This window comes from Streptomyces hirsutus, from assembly GCF_001418415.1.
In the GTDB taxonomy this organism is placed as follows: Bacteria; Actinomycetota; Actinomycetes; order Streptomycetales; family Streptomycetaceae; genus Streptomyces; species Streptomyces hirsutus.
In genome coordinates this window covers 1-7,423 of sequence record NZ_LIQT01000591.1, presented here as the reverse complement: position 1 = coordinate 7,423, position 7,423 = coordinate 1, and the positions used below count along the sequence as shown (strand labels likewise).

9 protein-coding genes are annotated in these 7,423 nt (G+C 71.3%); 3 read left to right on the top strand and 6 right to left on the bottom strand.

Going from position 1 to position 7,423, the window contains the following annotated elements:
• The coding region (locus tag AOK11_RS35210; RefSeq protein WP_055597718.1) for a hypothetical protein at positions 1-406 on the bottom strand (406 nt) is incomplete at its 3' end.
• 297 nt (positions 407-703) lie between these two features.
• Entirely contained in the window at positions 704-1,696 is a 993-nt protein-coding gene (mgrA, locus tag AOK11_RS35205) for an L-glyceraldehyde 3-phosphate reductase (RefSeq protein ID WP_055597717.1), read from the bottom strand.
• 144 nt (positions 1,697-1,840) lie between these two features.
• On the opposite strand from mgrA, the gene AOK11_RS35200 reads away from it, so the two are divergent.
• Together AOK11_RS35200 and AOK11_RS35195 are read left to right on the top strand one after the other, a co-directional pair.
• Positions 1,841-2,725 carry a LysR family transcriptional regulator gene (locus AOK11_RS35200; protein WP_055597716.1) on the top strand — a complete coding sequence of 295 codons (885 nt, stop codon included), beginning with the start codon at positions 1,841-1,843 and terminating at the stop codon, positions 2,723-2,725.
• Between the two features lie 106 nt (positions 2,726-2,831).
• A complete protein-coding gene (locus AOK11_RS35195; protein ID WP_055597715.1) occupies positions 2,832-3,347 on the top strand; it encodes a mycothiol transferase in 516 nt (171 codons plus the stop codon).
• On the opposite strand, the gene AOK11_RS35190 is transcribed toward AOK11_RS35195, so the two are convergent.
• Entirely contained in the window at positions 3,329-4,405 is a 1,077-nt protein-coding gene (locus AOK11_RS35190; protein WP_055597714.1) for an adenosine deaminase, read from the bottom strand. The genes AOK11_RS35195 and AOK11_RS35190 overlap by 19 nt on opposite strands.
• A 94-nt stretch (positions 4,406-4,499) precedes the next feature.
• Positions 4,500-4,892, bottom strand: coding sequence for a VOC family protein (locus tag AOK11_RS35185; protein ID WP_055597713.1), 393 nt, complete (start codon positions 4,890-4,892; stop codon positions 4,500-4,502).
• Positions 4,893-5,046: 154 nt separating this feature from the next.
• Here AOK11_RS35185 and AOK11_RS35180 point away from each other — a divergent pair, with 154 nt between their 5' ends.
• The gene (locus AOK11_RS35180; RefSeq protein WP_055597712.1) at positions 5,047-5,508 is read left to right on the top strand and encodes a pyridoxamine 5'-phosphate oxidase family protein; all 462 of its coding nucleotides are present in this window, start codon (positions 5,047-5,049) and stop codon (positions 5,506-5,508) included.
• Positions 5,509-5,552: 44 nt separating this feature from the next.
• Here the strand turns inward: AOK11_RS35180 and AOK11_RS35175 are convergent, their stop codons facing one another.
• Complete coding sequence (locus AOK11_RS35175; RefSeq protein WP_055597711.1) at positions 5,553-6,923, bottom strand: PI-PLC domain-containing protein; 1,371 nt, start codon at positions 6,921-6,923, stop codon at positions 5,553-5,555.
• Positions 6,924-7,042: 119 nt separating this feature from the next.
• Positions 7,043-7,423, bottom strand: a 381-nt coding sequence (locus AOK11_RS35170; RefSeq protein ID WP_240497612.1) for a chitinase, incomplete at its 5' end; no start/stop codon positions are given.

Here is a 7,423-nt window from a genome sequence, read left to right as displayed (position 1 = left end):
CGACGGGGACGCCCAGGACCGGGGCCGCGCGCTGCATCCGCAGGGCGTCCACGGACTCGGCCAGGAGCTCGTACTCGGTGGTGTCGTCACCGGTGGCGAGGCGCACCATCTGTCCGGCGGCCAGGGCCTCGGCCATTTCCTCCTGGTGGGCGACGTCGCCGCACCAGGCACGCAGCACGGCGGGCACGTCGGGCGCCCCGTCGGCGACGGGGACGAGCGCGCCCGGGGGTAAGTGCTCGGCCTCCGGCTGCGGGTCGAGGCGCTCGGCGATCCAGGAGGCGCGGTCGCGCAGCCACCACAGGGCGAGGGCCAGGGTGGGAGCGCGGTACGTGCCGAGGGGTACACCGATGCGGCGGCCGTCGCAGACTCCGTACGCCGTGACGTGGCACAGGAACTCGTCGTGCACGATTCCCTCCCCCGGTTGCGTTGCCCGTCGGCCGACCGGGCTCGCTCTCCGGTGGGTCGCGTGCTGTGCGTGAGGGCGCCGTTGCGCGGGGTGAAGCGCTCTCGTTGTCGAGTATGTTCACCACTGAATCACTGTCACCACGCCTTTCCGGCCACTCTCCTGGCATATTCGCCCCTCAGGTTGGCCGGAATGGTGTGTTTGCGGTGCCCGGTACGGCACGAAGCGGACCGGCACGGCGCCGGCCGTGCCGTCATGACGTCGACGGCACGGCCGGAAACGATCTGCCGGACGCCGGTCCTACTGCTTGACGACGGCGTCGATGCGGGCCAGTTCGTCCGCGTCGAAGTCGAGGTTGCGGGTGGCCGCGACGCTGTCCTCCAGCTGCCGCGGGCTGCTCGCCCCGACCAGGGCCGAGGTCACACGTCCGCCGCGCAGCACCCAGGCGAGCGCCATCTGCGCGAGGGTCTGGCCGCGGGACTCGGCGATCCCGTTCAGCGTGCGCAGCCGCTCCACCAGCTCACCGGTGACGGCGTCGGTGTCCAGGAACGGGCTGTCGCTCGCGGCCCGGGAGTCCTCGGGGATGCCGTCGAGGTAGCGGGCGGTCAGCAGCCCCTGCTCCAGCGGGGAGTAGGCGATGAAGCCGACCTGGAGCTCGTCCAGGGCGTCCAGTAGCCCTTCGTCCTCCGGGCGCCGGTCGAGCATCGAGTAGCGGGGCTGGTGGATCAGCAGCGGGGTGCCCAGCTCGCCCAGGATGCGGGCGGCCTCGCGGGTCTGCTCCGCGGAGTAGTTGGAGACGCCGACGTAGAGCGCCTTGCCCTGTTGGACCGCCGAATGCAGGGCCCCCATCGTCTCCTCCAGCGGAGTCTCCGGGTCGAAGCGGTGCGAGTAGAAGACGTCGACGTAGTCGAGGCCCATGCGGCCGAGGCTCTGGTCGAGCGAGGACAGCAGGTACTTGCGGGAGCCCCATTCGCCGTACGGACCGGGCCACATCAGGTAGCCGGCCTTGGTGGAGATCACCAGCTCGTCGCGGTACGGCGCGAAGTCCGCCCGCAGGGCCTCGCCGAGGGCGGACTCGGCGGCACCGGGGGGCGGGCCGTAGTTGTTGGCGAGGTCGAAGTGGGTGACACCGAGGTCGAAGGCGCGGCGCAGGATGGCGCGCTGGGTCTCGGCGGGGCGGTCGGGACCGAAGTTGTGCCACAGACCGAGCGAGAGCGCGGGAAGCATGAGCCCGCTGCGTCCGGTGCGCCGGTAGGGCAGATCCGCGTAACGGTCGGGGTGCGGGGTGTACAACGTGACTCCAGGGGGTTGGTGCGCAGAGGGGGTGCACGGGCGTCCGGCTCCGTGGAACCAGAACCGGGTTCCACTCTGTCGCGGTCCGCGGGCAGCGGTCCAACAGAAGAATCCGATGGAATTCAGCGAATACGCTTCTCAATCATGGAACTGCGTCATCTTCAGCATTTCGTCGCCGTCGCCGAGGACCAGCACTTCACCCGTGCGGCGGAGCGGCTGCTGGTCTCCCAGTCGGGCCTTTCGGCGTCGATCCGCTCCCTGGAGCGCGAACTGCAGACACCGTTGTTCGTACGGACGACCCGGAGGGTGACGCTCACGGAGGCCGGCCGGGCGCTGCTGGTGGAGGCCGAGCGGATCCTGGCGCAGGTGCGGGCGGCGCACGAGGCGGTGGCCGCGGTACAGGGAGTGCTGCGCGGCACGCTCGCTCTGGGCGCCGAGCAGTGCATCGCCGGGGTGCATCCGGCGGAACTGCTGGCCGATTTCCGGCGGCGCCATCCGGACGTGGAGATCCGGCTGCGGCAAGGGGGCTCGGCGGCACTGGCGGAGGAGGTCGCGGCGGGACGCCTCGATCTGGCCTTCGCCTACCGGACCCACACGGACCCCGACCAGTTGCGGTCGGTGGCCCTCACCAGCGAGCCGATGACCGTGCTCTGCCATCCCGATCACCGCCTGGCGCTGGCCGGGGCGCCGCTGACCCCGCACGATCTGGGCGGCGAGGTGTTCGTGGACTTCCATCCCGACTGGGGCCCGCGCCGCGCCACCGACACCGCGTTCGCCACCGCCGGCGTACGGCGCACGGTGGCGCTGGAGGTGAACGACGTGCACAGTCTGCTGGACCTGGTGGACGAGAACCTCGGCATCGCCGTCGTCCCCCAGCATTTCCGGCACAAGCGCGCGGCGCTGACCGCGCTGCCGCTGAAGGACAGCGGCGAGCCGGTGTACGAGAGTGTGGTGCTGGTCCCGCCCGAGGAGGCGACCAGCCCGGCGGCGCGGGCGCTGATGGCCCTGCTGGACGGCGGGGAGGCGTAGCGGCCGGCGGGCGAGAAGGACGGCGCACGTCCGCGCGCGTCCGGCGGGGCGCGCGCAGGGGGGCGGACAGGGCGCGTACGACGGCGGGATGCGCGAGGGTGGTCCCATGCTTGCCAAGGACATCCTCATCGACGGCTACGGCAGAATTCGCGAAGAGGTCCACGCCGCCGTGACCGGGCTCGGCTCCGACACCCTGAACACCGTGCCGGCTCCGGGCGCCAACTCCGTCGCCTGGCTGGTCTGGCACCTCACCCGGGTCCAGGACGACCATGTCGCGGACGCCTTCGGGCTCGACCAGGTGTGGCTCGCCCAGGGCTTCGAGAAGCGGTTCGCGCTCGGCCTGCCCCGCCACGACACCGGGTACGGCCACACCCCGGAGCGGGTCGCCGAGGTGCGGGTCGGCTCGGGCGACCTCCTCACCGGCTACTACGACGCGGTGCACGAGCAGACCCTGGACGCCCTGCGCGCGCTGGCCGCCAAGGACCTGGAGCGCATCGTGGACGAGCGCTGGGATCCACCCGTGAGCCTGGGGGTGCGCCTGGTCAGCGTCCTGTCCGACGATCTCCAGCACGCCGGACAGGCCGCCTATGTACGGGGACTGCTTCAGCGCACGGAGTCGTAGCCGGGCAGGACCACGTCCCTGAGCAGGGCGTTGCGCTCGTCGAACGGGAGGAACGCGCTCTTGACGGCGTTCACCGTGACGGTCCGCAGATCCTCGACGGTCCAGTCGGCCTGCTCCACCAGCAGGGACATCTCACGAGTCATCGTGGTGCCGGACACCAGTCGGTTGTCCGTGTTGAGGGTGACCCAGAAGCCGAGGTCCTTCAACGCGGTGATGGGGTGCGTGGCGATCGAACCGGCGGCCCCGGTCTGGAGGTTGGAGGTGGGGCACATCTCCAGCGCGATACGGCGGTCGCGGACCCAGCCCGCGAGCCGGCCGAGCTTGCCGTCGACGATGTCCTCGGTGATCCGCACGCCGTGACCGATGCGCTGGGCGCCGCACAGTTGGACGGCCTGGTGGATGCTGGGCAGGCCGTGGGCCTCGCCGGCGTGGATGGTGAACGGCACGCTCTCGCGGCGCAGGTGCTCGAAGGCGTCCAGGTGATCGGCGGCGGGGAAGCCGTCCTCTGCGCCGGCGATGTCGAAGCCCACGACGCCCGCGTCCCGGAACGCCACCACCAGGTCGGCGGTCTCCCGCGTCCGGTCGAACATCCGCATGCCGCACAGCAGCGTTCCGACCCGTACCGGCGTCCCCGTCGCGGCGGCCTTGGCCATACCGGCCGCGAGGCCCTCCTGTACGGCCTCGACCACCTCGGGCAGGGTCAGTCCGCCCTTCGTCATCAACTCGGGGGCGTAGCGGACCTCGCCGTAGACGACACCGTCGGCGGCGAGGTCGAGCACGTACTCCTCGGCGGTGCGCAGCAGTCCCTCGCGGGTCTGCATGACGGCGAGGGTGTGCTCGAAGGTGGCTATGTAGCGCACCAGGTCACCGGAGTCGGCGGCCTCGACGTACCAGGCGGCGAGCTCGTCCGGGTCGGTGGTGGGCAGGGTGTGGCCGACCGTGTCCGCGAGTTCCACCACGGTGGCCGGCCGCAGTCCGCCGTCGAGGTGGTCGTGCAGCACGGCCTTGGGCAGCCGGCGGAGGGTGTCGGTGTCGGGGGTGATGCGGGGCGCGGTCATGGGCGGGCGTTCCTCAGCGGTTCGGTGTCGGTGGCGGAATCGGTGCCGGTGGCGGAAGGGGGAGCGGAATCGGTGGTGATGCCGGTGTGCGGGATCAGCCGGCGGGCTGGAGCAGGTCCCAGCGGTTGCCGTACAGGTCCTGGAAGACGGCGACCGAGCCGTACGGTTCGTGGCGCGGACTCTCCAGGAAGGTCACGCCCGCGGCCGTCATCCGGGCGTGGTCGCGTGCGAAGTCGTCGGTGTGCGGGAAGAAGCCGACGCGCCCGCCGGTCTGGTCGCCGACCCGGGCTCGTCGGCCGTCGCCCTTGGCGCGGGCCGGCAACAGGCCGGTGCCGGTGCCGCCCGTGTCCGGTTCGACGACGACCCAGCGGGATCCGTCGGGCCGGGGGGTGTCCTCGGCGCGCCGGAATCCGAGGGCTTCGGTGGAGAAGCGGATCGCCTCGTCGTAGTCGTCGACGACCGGGGCGACCAGGGCGACACGTCTCATCGGGACCTTTCCGGGGTGGGATCGATCGGCAGAGGTTATACGTAAAACGTATGTATGCGCCAGTTCCGCTCCCGGCAGCGCCCGGGACGTGGGCCCGAAGACCTACGACGACAGCCCGAGGTGTCCGGGCGGCTCGCTCGGCTACCGTCCACGCATGAAGATCACCAAGTCACCGCAGCGGAGTCGGGAGCAGCGCAGAGGCGATGTCCTGGACCGCCTGGAGCGGGAGACGGACGTCTGGGTGGCATCGGCGGACTCCGAGGGGCTGCCCTGCCTGGTGCCGCTGTGGTTCGTGTGGGACGGCGAGGCCGTCTGGCTGGCGACCCGGCCGGCCAACCCCACCGGCCGCAACCTGCGGGAGGGCGGCCGGACCCGGCTGGCGTTCGGCGACACGCGGGACGTCGTCCTGATCGACGGCGTGGTGGAGACGTACGGCGCACGGGAGGTGCCGCCGGTGGCGGCGGAGGCGTTCCGGGAGAAGACCGGCTGGGATCCGCGCGCGGACCGGGCCGCCTACGCCTTCTTCCGGGTGCGCCCCCGGGCGGTGCAGGCCTGGTGCGGGGAACACGAACTGCCGATGCGGCATCTCATGCGGGACGGAATCTGGCTGGTGTAGGGAGCGTTGCGGCGGCGGCGCAACGCTCCCCGTTCCGCCCCGGGTTACGGATACGTGTACGTGTTGAGGGCGTCGACGGCGGACGCCGGGTTGCCGAGGTCGTAGCGGTCCACGGCGAGGAAGTTGGGCTTCTTGCGGGCGGCGGGCTGGCAGAACCTGCGGGCGCGGTCGGCGAGTTTCCCGTTGTCCGTGCGGGCCGTGTCGGCGACCGGGGCGTCCCGGAAGTGGTTCATGACGAAGAGGGGGCGGAAGCCCGGCTCGGTGCGGGTGAGCGGGATGTCGGCGCCGGCGTCGTACCAGCGGCTGTAGCAGGACCAGTCGGAGGCGCCGACGCCGGACCCCATGGACCAGTGGTTCTCGACGGTCCACTCACGCTGGTACATGACGCCGAAGCTGTCCCGGGTCAGCCCGGCGGACTGGTCGGCGGAGCGGCTGTGGTCACTGAAGATCAGCAGCCGTTGTCCGGTGGCGGTCATGTCCGCCAGCGTCGGCCACCCCTTCTCCCTCACGCCGCTGCGGTCCGGCCGGTAGAGCACGTCCGACAGGCCGTTGACACGGGCGAGTTCGGCGCGCAGCACGCCGGGATCGACGTAGTCCTCCAGGAACACGGTGACGACCTGGTCGGGGTGGGCCTTGAGGAAGTCGACCATGCGCTGGAGGTCCACCCAGAGCGCGACGGGCCTGCTGACCAGGGTGCAGCTGTTGTGGCAGAGGATCGCGCCGTCCGGGGTCTGATGGATGTCCAGCATGAATCCGCGTACCCCGTCGGTGAGTTGGCGTTCGATGCCCCGCGTCTGATTGGGGAAGAGGTTGACGAAGGGCGGGGCGAAGCCGCCGTCGACTCCATTGGCGTAGGCGTTGTGCGAGGTGAGGAAGGTGACCTGGTCCAGGGTGCGGCCGTCCCGGGGCGGCATGGGGCGGGTGACGGGAGAGACCGGGGTGAGATACCAGTGGGCGAGGTCCGAGGAGCCTGCGGAGACGGCGAGTTGGGCAGGGTGGTTGGCACCGGGGGGTCTGGGGGCGACCGTGAGGCGCCGGTCGGTGCCGGGTGCGCCGAGTGTGTACCGGTCGGCGCCGGCGGGGGTGATGTCCCAGGCCGCGTCGGCGCTCGCGCAGGGGACGGTCCTGGCCTGGTCGCCGACGCGGCCCAGGCAGGTACCCGGGGTGTCCGTGTTCTCCAGGAGGGAGGAAGCGCCGTTCGGGCGCAGGTTCCACTGCTGGTGGTCCTCATTGCCACGGGGCCGGTGCTGCTCGACGGATCCGGCGTTGCCGGCCGCGTTCAGGCCTGTGGCCGCGCTCTGCACGTAGAAGGTGCCGGGTTCCGGTACCGCGTCGGCCCCGGCCGCGGGGGCCGGTGCCACGACCGCCGCGAGAAGAGCGGTGGTCGTGGCGAGCAGGGCGTGGGGGGTGCGCATGGTGGGTGCCCTTCGTCCGAAGGATGGCCGCGCGCCGCCCACGCACACGGAGTGGGCGTGGGCGGTACTCGGCCGGATCAGATAGCCAGGGGCATGACACCATGCACGGCCGTCCCGCGTCAGCAGTACAGGTTGCCGCCGGGTGACGTCCCGAGGATCTGGGTGAACTGCTGATACGTGGTCACCCTGCTCTGCACCTGCGCCGGGTTGCGGCCGTCGCACTCCAGGGAGCCGTTGATGCTGCGGATCGTCTGGCCGAAACCGGCCTGGTTGACCATGGCGTTGTGCCCCGTCATGCTGCCGGGACCGGACTGGGTGTTCCAGTACCACAGGGCCGTCTTCCAGGCGACGGACGCGTCGTTCTGCACCAGCCAGGGGTTGTTCAGCAGATCGATGCCGAGCGCATCGCCCGCGGCCTTGTAGTTGAAGTTCCAGCTCAGCTGGATCGGCCCGCGCCCGTAGTAGCCGGACTGACCGGCCGGGCAGCCGTACGGCTGCCC